This is a genomic window from Flavobacterium aciduliphilum (genome assembly GCF_003268855.1).
GTDB classification, from domain to species: Bacteria; Bacteroidota; Bacteroidia; order Flavobacteriales; family Flavobacteriaceae; genus Flavobacterium; species Flavobacterium aciduliphilum.
The window spans coordinates 28,825-47,207 of sequence record NZ_QLSZ01000001.1; the positions used below are offsets into that span (position 1 = coordinate 28,825).

Genomic DNA, 18,383 nt, shown 5'->3' on the forward strand with positions numbered 1-18,383 from the left:
AGAAAAACTATAAACCATTCCACGCTTTTAAATACTTTTTAGCAATTTGAATATAATCGTGTTCTTTTTCAACAAAAGCTCGAGCTCGTATTCCTATTTTGATAATCTCCTTTGGATTTTCAATTAAATAAGAAAGCTCAGTTACCAAATATGTCATATCGGGTAAGGCATTTACAGCTACTTTTTCAGTTAGATTGTAGTGCTTTTCAAACTCAATTTCCGCGCCTGTAAAAACGACTTTCCCTTTCGCCATAGCTTCAAGAGCATTATACCCTTGATCGAATCCATAGACTTGATCTAAAACAATGTGTGCATTATCATAAAGTGTGATGTACTCTTTATAGGGAATGCTTTCTGTTATAATGACATCCACTTTATCAGGGTATTTTCCTTTAATAATTTTCAGGGCTTCTTCAAAAAAACAAATGCCTTTGGTAAAGTAGGTATTTCGGTTGATGCCTAAAAAAACAATAATCTTATCTTTAATTTCTAAATCTGCATAGTTGATTTTTGAAATATTAACAGGATTTGGTATTAATCCAAGGAACTTAGGGTGATTCTGCATCGGAAGCACATAATCGATATCGGAAGCAATTACCCCTTGAATATTTTGATACACTAAATCATGGATTTTTTTATGACTTGGGGTAAGAAAATCAAAGATAAAACGATATTCCTTTGCTGCTTTTGGATTTTCAAAATAAGGATTCATTATCGAATAACGTTCTTTTTTTTGGATGAGGTGTTGGGCTACACTGTAATCTACGCCACAACAAAGCAAAAAAGTCTTAGAATTCTGACGAACTATTTTTTTCAACAACTTTTGTTCAAAAAAGGGAACGGTTTGTATCGATGCTTCATTGATGAGTTGAACCACATCATACCCTTTTAATTGAGAAGAATGCCACCAAAATCGGATGCCACGCTCATGTTGTGCCACATCAATTTTCGTGAAGCGATAAATAAATTGACGAAAAACATTCCCTACTTTGCTTTCACACCACTGCGCTCTTGTTGACAAATCACATGGATAATTTTTAAATCCATCTCCATGAGCAATAAGAGTTACCTCATGTCCAAGCGCTTGTAAGCCTTCTTTTAAGGAATTGTGTAACCTGCTGAACTCGCCAATTAATAATATTCTCACTTATTGCTTATATTTGTTGCTAAATTAAATAAAAAAGCGTGAAGTCCCCTACTTCTAAATATAAAATCTGTATTGTATCGGACCATCTATCGGGAGGCGGTGCAGAACGCTGTTCTGCATTACTTTCTCTTTTTTTTGAACAAAAAAATTGCGAGGTTCATCACGTTATTGTGCAAGACAAAATCGAATATGCCTATGCTGGAAATGTGCTAAATTTGGGAAAACTCAAAAAAGATCCTATTTCTATTTGGGATCGAGTGCATAGGTTTTTTGTACTTTTTACTTTTTTGAGAAAAAACACATTTGATTTTATTATTGATACGCGTGTAAAAAATAGACAATGGCAGGAATTTTTTATTTTCAAGTTTATTTATAATGCCACTACCCTTATCATTGTACACAGCTACATGACAGAACTGTATTTCCCAAACTCTAAAATTCTAGCGCGAACTATTTTTTCAAAATGTGCCTCGATCATTTCTGTATCTAATGAAATAAAAAACAAAATACAGGCACAATATGGTTATAAAAGCGTGTGCACCATTTACAATCCTATAGATTTAGAGGCTATTGCGATTGAATCATTAAAAGAAATTGAGTCCCCTTCAAATTATATTCTAGCGGTAGGAAATATGCATGTTGCGGTCAAACAAATTGATCATTTGTTAGAATGCTATAAAAATTCGATGTTCCCTCAGCAAAATATTAAGTTACTTCTCATTGGTGAAGGAATTTTAAGACAACACTATGAAAAAATGAGTTCTGATTTACATCTAGAAGATCAAGTTCTTTTTATGGGACATGTTGAAAACCCATTTCCGTATTATAAAAATGCGATTTTCACAATACTCACTAGTAAAAACGAAGGATTTCCTACTGTTTTATTGGAATCATTGGCCTGTGGCACTCCCGTTATATCGTATGATTGTTTTTCTGGTCCTAATGAAATTATTAAAGACAAACACAATGGTCTTTTAGTGGAAAATCAGAATAAAATAAAATTGACTGAGGCAATGAATACGATGATTACCAATAAGGAGTTATATTTACACTGTAAAACGAATGCGAAAATAAGTGTCGAATCTTTTGCATTGGAGCACATTGGCTCGAAGTGGCTTGACCTTTTTAAAACAATAAAACATGAACATAAGAATTATTGAAATACCAAAAATAGAGGATTATAGAGGTAATTTAGCTATAATAGAAAAAGAGGTGCTTCCATACGAAATAAAAAGGGTTTATTATCTTTATGACGTACCTAGTACAGCACATAGAGGCGGGCATGCACATAAAGAACAAATGGAATTTTTGGTGGCATTATCAGGGAGTTTTGACGTTATAGTAAACGACGGAAATCAGATTGAAAAAGTAACTTTAAACAAACCCAATAAAGGACTTTTAATACACACAAATATTTGGCGCGAACTTGAAAATTTTTCATCAGGTGCCGTTTGTTTGGTACTCGCCTCCGATGTGTATAAAGAAGATGATTACATTAGGGATTATGAGGAGTTTGTAAATGCAATTAGCTAATTTTATAAGAAAGAAAGAAAGAAAGAAAGAAAGAAAAATAAATTCATGAAAGTATTGTATGTAGTTCCAAAAATTAACGCTGAAGGAGGTTTAGAGCGAATTTTAAGCTTGAAAGCTAATTATCTTGCAACGCATTATCAATATGATGTTTCTATTTTAACTCAAAATAGAGGAAACAAAAATCTGTTTTACCCCCTTGATGAATCCATACATTTACATGATATTGATTTATCAGGAAATCGTGTACAATTTATTTTTAAATACTTAAGAGGAATAAAAAAGATTATTTCATTTGTAAATCCAGATGTTTTAATTGTTGCTGATAGTATGTATAAAACTTTTTTGCTACGGTTAGTTGTACGAAACAAAAAAATGATTTACGAGTGTCATAATTCCATTCATGTGCAACTTTCTCCACAAAAAAAATTTTTTTTTTCAAAATGGTATTCTAAACTATTATTGTTGTTTAATCGATATATGGCAAGTAAAATGGATGTTTTTGTGGCACTATCATCCGAAAGTATAAAAGAATGGAATATTAAAAATCATGGTGTCATCATTCCAAATCCAAATTGGTTAAAAACTGACCAAAAAGCAAATCTGAATGCTAAAAAAATACTTATTGTTGCACGACATTCATATGAAAAGGGATTAGATCGATTTCTTGACATTTGGAAAAAATTAGCTCCTAAATATCCCGATTGGTGTGTAGAAATAATTGGTAAAGATATAGAAAAATCGGATTTACAAAAAATGGCTTCAGTAATGGGAATATCAAATTCCATAATTTTCTTTACTCCTACCCATAAAATAGAAACGAAATACCTCGATGCCTCAATCTATGTGATGACATCACGATTTGAGGCTTTTCCTATGGTATTGATTGAAGCTATGGCTTGTGGTTTGCCTACGATTGCCTACGATTGTCCTTGCGGCCCTAGAGCGATTATTCAAGACAACATCAATGGTCTTTTAATTGACAATGGAGACGAAAAGAAATTTAGTACAGCCCTCGAAAGCTTGATGAATAGTTACCAATTAAGAGAAATGTTAGGTGAAAATGCAAAAAAAAGTATTCTGAAATATGAAGTGGGTCATATTATGAAAACCTGGGATGAATTACTTAAAGCCTTCTAAATAGTACATATATATCCCAATCGGTACACATCAAAAAGTATTAAGGATGGATTTGAGCTAGAGATATTTTTTAGCAAAATAGGCCGTATACATTTAAATCCAAAAGCTACAAAAAAATTAAGCTTAAATTTGGTAATCTTCGAGAACAATTTTGAAAGCTTAACATAATCGGTAGGTAAATATCCGTTTTCTATCAAGTTTTTCAAGGCTTGTAGTGATTCATGTTCTTTTAACAATGCTTTGTCAAAATCGTCAAGTCCGTAATGATAGACCGGATTTTCAATATGCTTAATAGGCACATTATTTTTCTTTAACTCATACGAAAAAAGGGTATCTTCGTGTCTCATATTGGGTATGTCCTCATTGAAAGACACTGTTTGAAATACGTCTTTATGAATTAAAAAATTAAGTGTGAGAAAAGACAAATAAACATTTTTATTTCTTTGGTCTACTGTGAGGGCCTCACGCTTTCTTCCATAAATCCAACGAAGCACTTGTTTTTGATTAGGATGTTGTTCTTGGTAGCGAATTCCACCATACAGAATTTTAATCTCATCTCGTATTTCCGAAAGATAGGTCGCTATAAAATTCGCTTGAATCGGAAACGTATCCGCATCTAAAAATAACAAATAAGGAAAATTTGATTTTTGAACCAATACATTTCTATTTTTTGACCGTCCTAAATTTTCAGCATTAGAACTAAACGAACAATGGTCTAATAAATTTATTTTTTCATTTTCCAAGTTATTTTCTGAATCAGAATGATCATCTTGACAAATAATCTCATAGGCAATCCCAGCACCTTCACATTGTTTTTGAAGTTCGCAAACCAAATCGTACACCTTATAGTGGTATGTTGGGATTAAAATAGACAGCATATTTTATTTTTTTTCAAAAACATACAAGGTATTCAAACCAAATTCAAATTTTTTCTCTTTCATGAGTTTGAAATCATGTGCGGTAAATATTGTTTTAATTAGTGATCTTTCAAAATCTTGATGATGCTCTAAATCCATTCCTTTGACCAATTTAAAAAACAACAATATGGCTAAAATATAATCTACTTGTTTGGAAGGTATCGTAATAATAACACGCCCTTTAGGTTTCAAAAATCGACTAAGAATTCTAGGATAGTGTTCAATTTCTTGAATAGGAATGTGTTCTAAAACGGCCAACAAAGTGATGTTGTGATATTGTTTTTCCTCAGGAAAATCACTTGGAAAATATCCTGGATATAAGGTGTAATTTGAGGTCGTTTTTTGGGTTTCCAATACACTATCTATACCATCTCCAAAAATAGGTCGTTTTTTTAATAGATGCTCAAATAATTCTCCATGATGACAGCCGATATCCAAGATTGAATCTCCTATAATGTATTGCTCTGCTTGTAATAAGCGTTGCTTTTGAATAAAATAATCTAATTTTTTCATAGTTCTCATTTTATTGAATTTTTCAGCCCTAAAATGCTAAAAAAGAAACTGAATAACACAATCTGAATTCCCATTATAATAGTAAATGCTGCAGGAATTACCACTCTTGAAGTTTCTCTAAAATTTAACGTTCCGAAATGATTTTGGAACCAAAAAGAGACCGCAAAAAGGGTAAGCGTGATGCCTACCAATATCAGAAAAAAACCTAAAATTAGCCCTTTTTCTAAAGTAATGTATTTGAAAATCGTATCAAATCGATTGCTTTTCGGCAATAGTTGTTGGGTTACGGCAAATACTTTCGTTAGCCCATAAAACAAAACCAATTGAAATCCTACAAACAAGGCACTCATAGTATACAATAACGTTTGAACATCAAAAGTGATGTACTTCCAATGGATAGGAGAACTAACCAGACATGTCGAACAAATAAAACCAAACAGCATTAAAAATATACCTGGATATAAAAACAACCATTTTGGACTGTATAATAATAAAAATCGTAAATGCCTCCAACCGTCTCGCCATGTATTTAAATGAGGGGGTCTGGAACGCCCATCTTTTTTAAGTGTAGTGGGAACTTCAGCGATTTTTAAATTGATTAAATGGGCTTTGACTATCATTTCAGAGGCAAATTCCATTCCTGTTGTAGTTAAATTCATTTTTTTATATGCCTCGGCACTAAAACCTCTTAAACCACAATGAAAATCGCCAATTTTAGAATTAAAAAACACTCTCCCAATGCAAGACAAAACTGGATTTCCTAGGTAGCGGTGGAGAAAAGGCATAGCCCCTTTTTCGATACCTCCTTTGAAACGGTTTCCAATTACTACATCATACCCCTCTCTCAATTTCTCTATAAAAGGATTTAACTGACTAAAATCATAACTATCATCGGCATCACCCATAATGATATACGTCCCTAAGGCATTCTCAAACCCTCCTTTTAAAGCACTGCCATAGCCTTTCTCTGAAACTGTTACCACACGTGCACCGTGCGCAATAGCGATGGCTTGTGATCCATCTGTACTTCCATTATCTGCGATAACAACTTCACCATCGATTTTATATTCATGAAAATAATCCTGTGCTTTTTTGATACAAAATTCAAGTGTTTCTGCCTCATTGAGACACGGCATCACGATAGATAGTTCTTTATTCATCTTCTTTTTTATAAAATGAAAAATCAAATAAAAGTAGTACTATCGAGAGCAGCACCCAATTATTATAAAATAGATATCTTGAAATGGTAGGTTCTGCTAAGGCCACAAGAGCTGCATTTCCCAATACTAAAAGTGTTCCAATAAAAATAATTTTAAGAGCAGGTATAGGTTTTGATAGTAACCTAAAGAAACTAAATACACAAAGAAAGAGTATCAATAAAACATTTTTGGCAGTTCCCAATCCTTTACAAATATTTTCAAAATATAAAGAAACCCATTTAAAAAAATGAGCCTTAACAAGAGGCATCGTCATGGATGATGTCATTTTATCATTTACAACAACTAAATCTTCTTGAAGCACATGATTATTTTTAAAAAAAGATTCCCCATCGTTATTTAAAGTCCCATTAGCAATTTGAACGTAATGCGAGAAATAATAATCCATTTTGGTAGTCGAATCATCTGAAAACTGATTCAAAAGCAAATTCTTTTGTTCTAAACGGCCGTAAATGAATCTAAAATAATCTTGTTGTTCTGTGGAAGGGAACTCTAAATAATCCTTTTGATTGGCTATAAAAAAAGGTAATGTGGCTATTTGAATTCCCGTCCAAGGTGTTGTTACCGCTTTGTGATGGACAATTTTATGAAAACAAATATCAATCCCAACTGAAATAAACGGAATTAAAATAATGAACACAAGTATTCCTATCTGTTTTTTTAATAACTTAAAACTCATTTCTGAAACAAAAACGGCTAAAAACAACACAACAACCAAAAACATGAACTGCCCTCTCACCTGAATCAGAAGGAGTAACAAAATGGCAGATAGAATTACCTTCTTTCTATTTTTGGTTACCAAAAAATCAAATAAATGAGCTAAAACTATCAAATACAAGGGATAGGCAAGTGCTTCAGACAAAAGTCCATTGGCAACATGAATCTCATAAAACAAAGGAATTGCCAACAGTAGCATAAACAAAAAAGCCTTCCAAAAAGGGAGGTTTAGTATCTGTTGTACTTTATTTTTTAAATAAAAAATAGCTCCTAAGTTTAGTAGTAACTGACTCAGCAGTACAAAGTACACATATCTTGAACCAAAAAGAGCTTTGTGAAATAAAATAAAACTAGGATAGCCCAGACTTCTATAAATAGACATGCTTAGATACCCTTCACTATCTGGAGCATACACCACTCCTTTCCAAAGGACTAAAAAGCAAGTGATGACTACAAAGAGTGCATTGAAATAGATCCTATTTATTTTTATTTTCATACAGATTTTTGCACCACTTCAAAAATAGAACCTTCTTCACATTTTAAGGTCTTGGAAGGATATTTCATTAACAATGCGTAATCGTGTGTTGCCATAATTACAGTTTTTCCATTAGCATTGATCTTCTTCAATACTTCAAGAACTTCGGCACTGGTTTGAGGGTCAAGATTCCCTGTAGGCTCATCGGCAAGAATAAGTTCTGGGTCATTTAACAACGCTCTTGCAATGGCTATACGTTGTTGCTCGCCTCCAGAAAGTTGGTGTGGCATCTTGTGAGCAAAATCTTTCATTCCAACTCGATCCAAAACATCATAGATAGTTTCTTGCATAGATTGTAAATCTTTCCATCCTGTGGCTTTCAAAACAAACAGCATATTTTCGTTAACATTTCTATCTGAAAGCAGTTTAAAATCTTGAAAAACAACGCCTATTTTTCTTCTTAAAAAAGGGATATCGCTTTCTTTTAAAGTTGTTAAATCATATCCCACAACCGATCCTTCACCATCCATCAGAGGTAAATCACCATATAATGTCTTCATCAAGCTACTTTTTCCAGTTCCTGTTTTTCCAATAATATATAGAAACTCTCCTTTGGTGACTTCAAGATTGACCTCAGATAAAACAGCATTATGATCTTGGTAAATGGTTACTTCTTTTAAAGAAACTATTGCTTGTGACATAGAAAAAATGTTTATTGGGTAAAAGTAATAAATTTTAGATATTAGATTTTAGATTTTGAAAATATAAATTTTAGATTGACTATTTTTTTCTATCATTTCCATAAACATAAATCGTTGGTTTATATGACTTGACATTTTGAAAGCCCAAGCCCTATCAATTTGTTAAGAAAAATGTTTATAATAAAAAGTACGTATCACTCGTTATTAGTATGAGAATAATAACTTTGAGTATTATAAAAATTTATAAAAATGCGAAAAATTGCCACAACACTTTACTTTGGAACGCTCGTATGTGCGACTACACTTTCGGCGCAACAATCGGAAATTTATACCAACAAATCCTCAGAATTTGAAAAAGCAGTTTCCTTGTACAAAGACAAGCAATATTTGGCTGCTCAAATAGCATTTGATAAAGTACGTCAAAACAACAATGAATCTGATATTCAGGCTGATTGTGCTTACTACATAGCAAATTGCGCCATTCGTTTAAATCAATCGGATGCCGATGTCTTGATGGAGAATTTTGTAAAAAACTACCCTACAAGTACCAAACAAAACCAAGCCTACTTGGGGGTTGCCACCTATTATTTTGAAAAAGGAAATTATCCTTTAGCATTAGAATATTTTGCAAAAGTGGAAGAAAGTGAATTAACTTTTGACGAACTTGAAAAATATTATTTTCAAAGGGGATATTCTAATTTCTCAGCCAAAAATAAAAAAGAAGCAACCAACTACTTCAACAAAGTAGCCAACTCAAAAGAATATGGAGCTCAAGCCAAATATTATTTAGGGTTTATGTCTTATGAAGAGGATAATTATAAAGAAGCTACAAAGTATTTTGACCAAGTTTCGGGCGAGGAAAAATATAAAGAAAAGCTATCCTACTTTCAAGCTGACATGAACTTCAAATTAGGAAATTTTGAAAAAGCAATAGAACTGGGAAAAGCGGCTATGTCAAAGTCGAATGCTATGGAAAAATCAGAATTGAATAAAATCATTGGTGAGAGTTATTTCAATCTGAAAAAATATGAAGAGGCTCTTCCGTTTTTAAAAGGCTATAATGGTAAAAATGGCAAATGGAATAATACCGATTTTTATCAATTAGGATATACCTACTACCAACAAAAAGACTATGAAAATGCTATAGCACAATTCAACAAGATTATTGATGGAAATGATTTTGTCGCACAAAACGCATATTATCATTTGGCTGAATGTTACTTAAATAGCGATAAAAAACAGCAGGCACTTAATGCTTTTAAAACCGCTTCTGAAATCGATTTTGACAAACAAATTCAAGAAGACGCCTCACTGAATTATGCCAAAATCAGTTACGAAATTGGGAATTCCTACCAATCAGTGCCTGATGTGTTGAACGCTTTTTTAAACAAATATCCTAACTCTTCAAGTAAATCTGAAATTGAAGCCTTGTTGATTAACTCCTACATTACGTCCAAAAATTATAAAGAAGCGCTAACTTTATTAGAAAAAAACAAAAATCCAGAAAATAGACAAGCTTATCAAAAAGTAACATTCTATCGTGGGTTAGAACTTTATACCGATGGAAACTATAACGATGCTTTGAAAATGTTTACGACATCTATCGGAATTCAAAAAGACCCAAAATGCACCGCTAGAGCCACGTTTTGGAAAGCAGAAACTGAGTTTACATTAGACAATTTTAATGACGCATTGCTTAGTTTTAAACAATTTTTAGAAATGAGTGAAGCCAAAAACACGAATGAATATAAAAATATTAATTACAACATTGCCTATTGTTATTTCAAACAAAAGGAATATGAACAAGCAGCGCCTTTTTTTCAAAATCAAATAGATGCGCAAAAAGAAGACAAAATTCGATTGAATGATTCTTATTTGAGATTGGGCGATTGCCGATTTGTAACTTCAAAATATTGGCCTGCCATGGATGCTTACAACAAAGCTATTGAATTAAAAAGTGTAGACGCGGATTATGCAGCCTATCAAAAAGCTATTAGCTATGGTTTTGTTTCAAAAAACGATAAAAAAATTGAAGACTTTAATAAGTTTTTACAAAACTTCAAATCGTCTCAATACCGAGACGATGCGTTATATGAATTGGCAAATACATATGTCACAGAAAACAAAATTGACCTAGCAATTAAAACGTATGACCAATTGTTAGCTGAATTTAAAAATGGTACGTTCGCTTCAAAAGCCGTTCTAAAAGAAGGTTTGCTTTATTACAATGCCAACAAAGATGATTTAGCTATTGACAAGTTTAAAAAAGTAGCCTCTGAATTTCCAAAAACACCTGAAGCCCTAGAAGCAGTAAGCACAGCACGTCTAATCTATGTAGACAATGGAAAAGTAGACGAATATGCGGCTTGGGTAAAATCGTTACATTACATCGAAGTATCGGATAGAGAATTAGACAATGACAGCTATGAAGCCGCTGAAAAACAATATGTTCAAAACAATAAAAAACAAGCTATTGCCACACTGAGTTCGTATATTGCGAATTTTCCAAACGGATTACACCTAGTTAATGCCAATTTTTACTTAGCTCAACTTTATTATGCTGATGGTTTGGAACAAAATGCGACTCAAAATTATGAATATGTATGTGCACAAGCGAAAAACGAATTTACGGAACAAGCTTTGTCGCGCCTATGCGAAATTTATTTAAAGAAAAACGACTACCTAAAAGGAATTCCTGTGCTATTACGACTGGAGAAAGAAGCTGATTTTCCACAAAATGTAACCTTTGCACAGGCCAATTTAATGCGTGCATATTATGAGCAAAAAGACTATCAAAATGCGGTCGTATATGCCGAGAAAGTATTGGCTAATCCGAAAACAGACAACAAAATAAAAAGTGACGCCCAAATCATTATAGCTCGTGCCGCCATTAATGTAAACGACGAAGCAAAGGCACGTATTGCCTATGCCAATTTATTAAAAATTGCTAAAGGAGAACTTGCCGCAGAGGCACTCTATTATGATGCCTTTTTTAAAAATAAAGACGGAAAGTTCTTGGATTCCAATAAGGTTGTTCAAAAAATTGCCAAAGACTATTCGGGATATAAATACTTTGGTTCAAAAAGTCTTATCGTAATGGCTAAAAATTATTACGGTTTGAAAGACAGTTTCCAAGCTACAGCAATTTTACAAAGTGTCATCGAAAATTTCACTGAGTATACTGAAGTTGTTCAAGACGCACAAAAAGAATTAGATACTATTAAATCTGAAGAGAGTAAAACCAACTCATCTATTGTAAAATAATCCCTTTAATAAATATTATTTGGTTCACTTATCACATAAAATATAGACTTATGAAACGTAATATCTCCCTTAAAATAGCTTTAATTTCATTTTTTATGATAACTCAACTGTCTTTTTCACAAAAGAAATATGACGCTATTGGAACAGAGGTTGTCAATGTTGTAAAATCCTATTCTGCTACAATTTCTGATGCCTTTAAAGTAAAGGAAACCCCTACACTAGATGACGAGGACAATGCTAAAAAAGAATCCATTCAATACCCTATTTTTTCAGTTCCAGTAGCCTCAACTTTTACTCCTTCAAAAGGAAAAGCCGCCAATGTTGAAAATGGAAAAAGTGAAAAATATTTCAATAATTATGCTACACTTGCCTTCGGAAATTATGGAACGCTAGCTGCCGATGTAGTACTGACTCAAACCTTAGATAATAGTGATTATGTTGGTGCTATGATTCACCATTTGTCTTCACAAGGAGGCATAAAAAATGTTCCTTTAAAAAACCAATTCTCTAATTCATCGATAGATATAACATATGGCAGCAAATCAAAAGCCTTTTCGTGGAATGGCGACCTAGGTTATAAAAGAATGGGCTACAATTGGTATGGTTTGAATTCCTCTTTGTATGATAATTTAACAGCAGAGGCACAAGAGGATTTATTCCATTCGATTAATCCAAAACATATCTATCAAAATATTAGCCTTGGCGGAAAATTAGCTGTGAATGAAAGCATGTTTAAAGAAGTAACGCTCAACTATAATCATTTTTCGGACAGTTTCTCTTCAAGTGAAAATCATGTGGTTGTTCAACCAAAATTTGATTTTGATATTATGGATGTGACTTTAAAAACAAATATGGTACTTGATCACGTAAGTGGTACCTTTCAAAAAGATTATTTTGATACTAATAGCGTCGTGTACGGATTTACAAACTTTGGCATAAAACCAACTTTTCAATGGAATAAAGAGGATTTTTCGGTAAATTTTGGTGTTGGAATTTTCTACAGCACTGCCAAAGATACTCTTGTTACTTCCTCAAAAAACAAATTGTATGTCTACCCAAATATCACGGGTACCTATAAAGTGGTTGGCGATTTAATGATTGCCTATGCTGGTGCTGAAGGCGCACTAAAGCAAAATACCTACTATGATTTTGTACAAGAAAACTTTTTCTTATCCCCTACTTTGGCCATAGCTCCTACCGATCAAAAATATGATGTTTATCTTGGTTTGAAAGGGAAATTAGCTAATTATGTAGGGTATAACCTGAGAGCCTCTGTGATGAATGAAGACAATAAAGCCTTGTTTAAAAATAATATATACGATGCACTCATGTCAGATAAACTCGGTTATCATTATGGAAATTCCTTCAACATCGTTTATGATAATGTAAAAACAGTAACGCTATTTGGCGAATTAAAGGCCGATTTTTCTAAAAACATCTCCGTAGGAATAAACGGTTCGATCTTTAGTTATACTACTAGAAATGAGCAACAAGCTTGGAATTTACCCAACTTGAAACTAGGGGCTACCTGTGACGTAACTTTGACGCCAAAATGGTATGCAGGTTCAACAATGTTCTATGTGGGATCACGAAAAGATCAAATGATCACTTCGGGTATCGTTGCAAATATGGAAGAGGTGAAATTATCAAGTTATTTTGATTTGAATGCACATGTAGGGTATAAACACAACAAACGTCTGACGTTCTTTTTCAAAGGAAACAATTTAGCCAATCAAAATTACGAACGTTGGTTGAACTACCCTGTACAAGGCATACAAGTATTGCTAGGGGCTAATTATAAATTTGATTTTTAAAAGTAACTGCAAAGTTCTCAAAATATTGTATATATCTTACGGACTTTGCAGTTGAATTTTGATTATGACACAAAAACAAAAAATACTTCAACATTATAATCAACTACTTCAAGACCGAATAGATATTTTTCGGGATATGATTGCCGATTTGACACAAGATGCCCTAAACGATGCCAAAGGTTCGGCGGGTGATAAACATGAAACAGCACTTTCTATGATGCATCTTGAACAAGAAAAACTCAACCATAAACTTAAAGAAATTCTCAATCAAAAAGCAATTCTTGATAAAATTGATGCTTCAACTATGCATTCTAAAATTGCCCTAGGAAGTTTGGTTCAAGCCAATGGAATGTTACTTTTTATAAGTGCAGCCCTCCCTAAAATCACTATTGATGGGAAAACAATTATTGCCGTCTCTCTTCAATCTCCTTTGGTAACTAAATTAATAGGACAAGAAAAAGGGTTCACATTTGAAATTAATGCGTCTATCTATACAATAGAAACGATTCAATAAAATCCTCTTTTCTATTAACCCAAAAAGAATTATAAACTCTAATCTGGATGTACATTTCCTACCTTAAATAGTTTCATTTTTTTACAAAATAAATAAAAATTTGTTTTAATTTAAAACCAATAACACTTAATTAATTTTACTATTAAAACAAAAAAATCAATTTTGCTTTATTAAATAAACTAATAAAATATGTGTGGAATTGTATGTGCTTTCGATTTGAAGCAAAAGTCAGAAATAATAAGACCTCAAGTATTGGATATGGCAAAAAGTATTCGCCATCGGGGTCCGGATTGGAGTGGAATATATAGCCATGACAAAGCAATATTAGCTCATGAACGTTTAGCTATAGTCGATCCAGCTTCTGGAAAGCAACCTTTATTGAGTACCGATAAAAATCTAATACTTGCTGCCAATGGTGAGATTTATAATCATCGAGCGCTAAGAGAGCAGTTTACTTTAACTTATGATTTTAAAACTGAAAGTGATTGTGAAGTAATTTTAGCGTTGTACAAAGAAAAGGGAACCGATTTTCTCGATGAATTAAATGGTATTTTTGGTTTTGCACTTTATGATGCTGAGCACAATAATTATTTCATTGCTCGTGATCATATGGGCATTATCCCACTATATATGGGATGGGATCAATATGGCACATTTTACGTTGCCTCAGAATTGAAAGCCCTAGAAGGCTACTGTACTAAAATTGAGCTTTTCCCTCCTGGGCATTACCTATCAAGTAAAAACGGTGCGTTGGTAAAATGGTATGACCGAGAGTGGACCGATTTTGAAGCTGTAAAAGACAATACCACAAGTATTGAAGATTTAAAAAATGCTTTAGAAGCGGCAGTTCATAGACAATTAATGAGTGATGTTCCTTATGGCGTACTTTTATCTGGAGGATTGGATTCTTCCATTACCTCAGCTATCGTAAAAAAATACGCTAAAAAGAGAATTGAATCAAACGATACAGCCGAGGCATGGTATCCACAATTACATTCTTTTGCAGTGGGTTTAGAAGGTTCGCCCGATTTAGCAGCTGCTCGAAAAGTAGCCGATCATTTAAAAACCATTCATCATGAAATAAAATTTACGATTCAAGAAGGATTAGATGCCCTTCGTGATGTGATTTACAATTTAGAAACCTACGACATCACAACAGTTAGAGCCTCAACACCAATGTATTTAATGGCGCGCGTCATCAAATCTATGGGAATAAAAATGGTACTTTCTGGAGAAGGTTCTGATGAATTATTTGGAGGTTATTTGTACTTTCATAAAGCTCCAAACGCTAAAGAATTTCATGATGAAACCGTGCGAAAATTAAGCAAATTACACATGTATGATTGTCTGCGTGCCAACAAAAGTTTAGCGGCATGGGGTATCGAAGGAAGAGTACCTTTTTTAGACAAAGAGTTTATGGATGTTGCCATGCGTTTTAACCCAAGTGACAAGATGATTACTAGCGAACGTATGGAAAAATGGGTTCTTAGAAAAGCCTTTGAAGACATGTTACCTGAAAGTGTGGCGTGGAGACAAAAAGAACAATTTAGCGATGGCGTAGGCTATAGTTGGATTGATACCCTAAAAGAAGTTGTCGCAAGAGAAGTTTCCGACGAACAGCTGGCACATGCAAAATATAAGTTCCCCATTCAAACGCCAACTTCTAAAGAAGAGTATTATTACAGAACTATATTTTCAGAACATTTTCCAAGCGATACCGCAGCCTTATGTGTGCCACAAGAAGCTAGTGTCGCTTGCAGTACCCAAATTGCATTAGAATGGGACGAAGCCTTTAAAAATTTGAACGATCCCTCTGGAAGAGCGGTTTCTACCGTTCATGAAGAGGCGTATTAAAATCTTTTTGTAATAAAAAAGCCTTCAACTATAGTACTTGAAGGCTTTTTTTATTAGTATAACGTTCGAAATTTTTTTGGATTGGCTTCATGCATAATGGCATACACTTTTTCAAAAATATCATCAACTGAAGGTTTTGAAAAGTAGTCTCCATCAGTTCCATAAGCAGGTCTATGAGCTTTAGATGTTAACGTTTGAGGTGCACTATCCAAATAGTGATAGCCTTTTTGTACTTCTACAATTTCCTGAAGTATATAAGCACTTGCTCCGCCAGGAACATCTTCATCTATCACCAATAAACGGTTCGTTTTGGCCAAACTTTTCACAATATCATGACGGATGTCAAAAGGCAATAACGATTGAACATCAATGATTTCGGCATGAATCCCTACATGTTCTAATTCTGTCGCCGCTTGTTCTACTAAACGTAAAGTAGAACCATAAGAAACTAAAGTGATATCTGTTCCTTCTCGAAGTGTTTCAACGACTCCAATCGGTGTTTTAAAAGCTCCTAAGTTAGTAGGCATTTTTTCTTTCAAACGATAACCGTTTAAACACTCAATAACCAAAGCTGGTTCGTCTTTTTCTAAAAGCGTATTATAGAATCCCGCTGCTTTTGTCATATTTCTAGGCACTAAAACATGAATACCTCGTATTGCATTGATAATCATCCCCATTGGAGATCCCGAATGCCATACGCCTTCTAAACGATGTCCACGCGTTCTTATAATTAAAGGAGCTTTTTGTCGCCCCGAGGTTCTATATTGTAGTGTTGCTAAATCGTCACTCATGATTTGGATGGCATACAACAAATAGTCTAAATATTGTATTTCAGCTATAGGTCGTAGCCCTCTCATCGCCATACCAATTCCTTGTCCTAAAATCGTAGCCTCACGAATTCCAACATCTGCCACACGCATAGCGCCATACTTTTCTTGCATGCCCTCTAACCCTTGATTTACATCACCAATGGTTCCCGAATCTTCTCCGAAAATAAGTGTTTCAGGGTATTTTGAAAAGAGAGCATCAAAATTATCTCTTAACACCAAACGTGCATCTACTTCTTCTGATGAAGCCTCATAAGTGGGTAAAACCTCTTCTGAAGTCAATACGTTTTCTTGCGATTCTGAAAATAAATGTGAACTAAATTTGGGTTGTATTTTTTCGATATAATTTAAAATCCAAGCAGCCAACGGTGTCGAAGCGGCTTCATCATTCCATAACATACGAAGTACTTTACGAGCTGTAGTAAGAATGTCTTTTCGAATAGGTTCTTTTATAGAGGCTAACTCTTGTGCTAATTTGTCAATAAAAATCTTTTGCTCACTTTGATGCGCTACCGTTTCCAACAAAGAAACCAATTCCTTTTGTTCTGCTTTCATAGGAGCAACAAATGCATTCCATGCTACTTTTTTCCCTTCCAAAACATCTTTTTTGGCTTGTGTTTCAATAGCATCCAATTCTTCTGAGGTAGCAAGTTCATTTTCAATCATCCAGAGACGCATCTGGCGAATACAATCAAAATCGGCCTCCCATGCCAACCGTTCGGCATTTTTATATCTTTCATGACTTCCTGAGGTAGAATGTCCTTGAGGTTGTGTCAATTCTCGCACATGAATGAGTACGGGAACATGTTCCTCACGTGCAAGAGTCGATGCTTTTTCATAGGCTGACACCAACGTAGCGTAATCCCATCCCATTACGGTCATGATTTCATACCCCTTAGTCTTTTCATCTCGTTGAAACCCTTTGAGTATTTCAGAAATATTTTCCTTTGTAGTTTGATGTCTCGCATGAACTGAAATTCCGTATTCATCATCCCAAACACTCATTACCATTGGCACTTGAAGTACACCTGCTGCATTGATTGTCTCAAAAAACAAGCCTTCAGATGTAGAGGCGTTCCCTATAGTTCCCCAAGCCACCTCATTTCCTTTTTCGGAAAATTTTGTTTGTTGGATTTCAGCTACATTTCGATAAATTTTAGAGGCTTGTGCCAATCCAAGAAGTCGAGGCATTTGCCCAGCCGTAGGAGAAATATCAGCGCTAGAATTTTTTTGTTTTGTCAAATCATTCCAATTTCCATTTTCGTCAAGCGAATGGGTGGCAAAGTGTCCTCCCATTTGTCTACCTGCACTCATAGGATCAAATTGAATATCTGTATGACCATACAAACCTGCAAAAAATTGTTCAATAGTCATAGCCCCAATAGCCATCATAAACGTTTGATCTCGGTAATACCCCGAACGGAAATCACCATTTTTAAACGCTTTTGCCATAGCTAACTGAGGCACTTCTTTTCCGTCTCCAAAAATTCCAAACTTGGCTTTCCCAGTAAGCACTTCTCTTCTTCCCAATAAACTACACTCTCTACTAATGCTAGCAATTCTATAATCGTTTAAAACTTCCGCTTTAAAATCTTCAAAAGTAATTTCAACTTTGGTTTGTATTTCAGTCATAATTGAAATGGATTTCTTAACGAAACAAATTTAATGAAAAAGTGTTAATAATTGTAATTCCGTAAAAAAAATATAATTTAATTTTTAGTAATTTATTATCCAAATAAAAACAAATAATTTA

The 18,383-nt window shown here is 33.9% G+C and carries 14 protein-coding genes; 7 read left to right on the plus strand and 7 right to left on the minus strand.

Going from position 1 to position 18,383, the window contains the following annotated elements; all coding sequences use genetic code 11:
* Positions 1-7 precede the first annotated feature (7 nt).
* The gene (locus CLV55_RS00115; RefSeq protein WP_112111713.1) at positions 8-1,147 is read right to left on the minus strand and encodes a glycosyltransferase; all 1,140 of its coding nucleotides are present in this window, start codon (positions 1,145-1,147) and stop codon (positions 8-10) included.
* A 38-nt stretch (positions 1,148-1,185) separates the two neighbouring features.
* On the opposite strand from CLV55_RS00115, the gene CLV55_RS00120 reads away from it, so the two are divergent.
* From CLV55_RS00120 to CLV55_RS00130, 3 genes are read left to right on the plus strand one after another with little or no spacing between them, the layout of a single operon-like run.
* A complete protein-coding gene (locus tag CLV55_RS00120; RefSeq protein WP_112111714.1) occupies positions 1,186-2,307 on the plus strand; it encodes a glycosyltransferase in 1,122 nt (373 codons plus the stop codon).
* Positions 2,288-2,680, plus strand: a complete 393-nt coding sequence (locus CLV55_RS00125) for a sugar 3,4-ketoisomerase (RefSeq protein ID WP_112111715.1) — start codon at positions 2,288-2,290, stop codon at positions 2,678-2,680. Before CLV55_RS00120 ends, CLV55_RS00125 begins: the two co-directional genes overlap by 20 nt.
* Positions 2,681-2,725: 45 nt before the next feature.
* The gene (locus tag CLV55_RS00130; protein ID WP_112111716.1) at positions 2,726-3,817 is read left to right on the plus strand and encodes a glycosyltransferase family 4 protein; all 1,092 of its coding nucleotides are present in this window, start codon (positions 2,726-2,728) and stop codon (positions 3,815-3,817) included.
* Here CLV55_RS00130 and CLV55_RS00135 read toward each other — a convergent pair.
* From CLV55_RS00135 to CLV55_RS00155, 5 genes are read right to left on the minus strand one after another with little or no spacing between them, the layout of a single operon-like run.
* Positions 3,814-4,695, minus strand: a complete 882-nt coding sequence (locus CLV55_RS00135; protein WP_112111717.1) for a glycosyltransferase family 2 protein — start codon at positions 4,693-4,695, stop codon at positions 3,814-3,816. The genes CLV55_RS00130 and CLV55_RS00135 overlap by 4 nt on opposite strands.
* A gap of 3 nt (positions 4,696-4,698) precedes the next feature.
* Entirely contained in the window at positions 4,699-5,247 is a 549-nt protein-coding gene (locus CLV55_RS00140) for an SAM-dependent methyltransferase (RefSeq protein WP_158527006.1), read from the minus strand.
* 5 nt (positions 5,248-5,252) lie between these two features.
* Positions 5,253-6,407 (minus strand): glycosyltransferase family 2 protein, encoded by a 1,155-nt coding sequence (locus CLV55_RS00145; protein ID WP_112111719.1) that lies wholly within the window; start codon positions 6,405-6,407, stop codon positions 5,253-5,255.
* Entirely contained in the window at positions 6,400-7,677 is a 1,278-nt protein-coding gene (locus CLV55_RS00150) for a hypothetical protein (RefSeq protein ID WP_112111720.1), read from the minus strand. The genes CLV55_RS00145 and CLV55_RS00150 overlap by 8 nt, the downstream gene beginning before the upstream one ends.
* Positions 7,674-8,357 (minus strand): cell division ATP-binding protein FtsE, encoded by a 684-nt coding sequence (locus CLV55_RS00155; protein WP_112111721.1) that lies wholly within the window; start codon positions 8,355-8,357, stop codon positions 7,674-7,676. Before CLV55_RS00155 ends, CLV55_RS00150 begins: the two co-directional genes overlap by 4 nt.
* 249 nt (positions 8,358-8,606) lie before the next feature.
* Between CLV55_RS00155 and CLV55_RS00160 the strand changes: the two genes are divergently transcribed.
* From CLV55_RS00160 to asnB, 4 genes are all read left to right on the plus strand, one after another.
* The gene (locus CLV55_RS00160; RefSeq protein WP_112111722.1) at positions 8,607-11,621 is read left to right on the plus strand and encodes a tetratricopeptide repeat protein; all 3,015 of its coding nucleotides are present in this window, start codon (positions 8,607-8,609) and stop codon (positions 11,619-11,621) included.
* Positions 11,622-11,671: 50 nt separating this feature from the next.
* Entirely contained in the window at positions 11,672-13,435 is a 1,764-nt protein-coding gene (locus tag CLV55_RS00165) for a TonB-dependent receptor (RefSeq protein ID WP_112111723.1), read from the plus strand.
* Between the two features lie 64 nt (positions 13,436-13,499).
* Positions 13,500-13,949, plus strand: a complete 450-nt coding sequence (locus CLV55_RS00170) for a hypothetical protein (protein WP_112111724.1) — start codon at positions 13,500-13,502, stop codon at positions 13,947-13,949.
* 189 nt (positions 13,950-14,138) lie between these two features.
* On the plus strand, positions 14,139-15,803 hold the full coding sequence (gene asnB / locus CLV55_RS00175; RefSeq protein WP_112111725.1) for an asparagine synthase B: 1,665 nt from the start codon (positions 14,139-14,141) through the stop codon (positions 15,801-15,803).
* Between the two features lie 53 nt (positions 15,804-15,856).
* Here the strand turns inward: asnB and CLV55_RS00180 are convergent, their stop codons facing one another.
* Complete coding sequence (locus CLV55_RS00180; RefSeq protein WP_112111726.1) at positions 15,857-18,262, minus strand: alpha-ketoacid dehydrogenase subunit alpha/beta; 2,406 nt, start codon at positions 18,260-18,262, stop codon at positions 15,857-15,859.
* Between the last annotated feature and the right edge of the window lie 121 nt (positions 18,263-18,383).